The organism is Hymenobacter terricola, from assembly GCF_017921975.2.
Lineage (GTDB): Bacteria > Bacteroidota > Bacteroidia > Cytophagales > Hymenobacteraceae > Hymenobacter > Hymenobacter terricola.
The window spans coordinates 1-940 of the sequence record NZ_JAGEMO020000093.1 but is presented as its reverse complement, the minus strand read 5'-3'; the positions used below and the strand labels follow the sequence as shown (position 1 = coordinate 940).

Sequence of the window (940 nt, the reverse complement as noted above, 5' to 3'; positions counted from 1 at the left end):
GGCGCGCAGCACGAAAAAGCCCGCTTGCTGAGCAACAAGACGCATTACAGCCCCACCGACCCCGACGCGCGCATCTCCGTCAAGCCTGGCAAGGTCCGGGCCCTGAACTACCTCTGCAGCCTGGCCGTGGACACGGCCCACGGCATCATCAGCCACGTGCAGGCCGATTTCGCCGACAGCCGCGACAGCCTCCACTTGCCCCGGCTGCTGAGCGGGCTGCAGCAGCGCTTGCGCACGAACGAACTGCCCCTGCGCGCGCTGTTGGCCGATGCCGGGTACGCGAACGGACCCAACTATGCCCGACTCGAAGCCGCGCACATCACGGCCTGGATTCCCGTCTTTGGCCAGTACAAGCCCGACATCGCGGGCTTCGCCTACGACCGTGCCACCGACGCCTTTACCTGCCCCGAGGGCAAAACGCTGCCCTTTCAGAAATACGATACCAATCAGGACGGGGGCTGGCACAAAATCTATTGGGCCGCCTGCCGCGACTGCCAGCAGTGCCCGCGCAAACCGAGCTGCGCGCCCAAGGCCCGACGCAAGCAGATTAACCGCTCGATTTACGACGCGGCCTACCGCCGGGCCTGGCTGCGGCAGCAGAGCCGGCGGGGGCAACGCAAACGCCGCGTCCGCCAGGGTACCGTCGAGCCCGTGTTCGGAAACCTGATTCACCACTACGGCTTGCGTCGGATGAATGTGCGCGGCCACGCCGGGGCGCACAAAACCATGCTGCTCACCGCCGTCGCTTACAACCTCAAAAAGCTCCTCAAGTACCGACCCCAACAGCAGCTGAACCTGGCAGTGGCCCTGCCCCGGCCCCTGCTGGCCGCAAATGCACGTGCTGGGCGGCGAAACAGGCGCCCCAAAGCGCCCACTTGGGTAATCGCCAAGTCGCTACCTAAAAGCGGAACCGCCTAAACCGAGTTCTGCAACAGCCACG

Annotated in this window: 1 protein-coding gene; it reads left to right on the top strand. The window is 65.3% G+C overall.

The window, feature by feature from the left end:
- A partial coding sequence (locus J4G38_RS25085) for a transposase (RefSeq protein WP_226163838.1) occupies positions 1-918 on the top strand: 918 nt, incomplete at its 5' end.
- Positions 919-940: the final 22 nt, after the last annotated feature.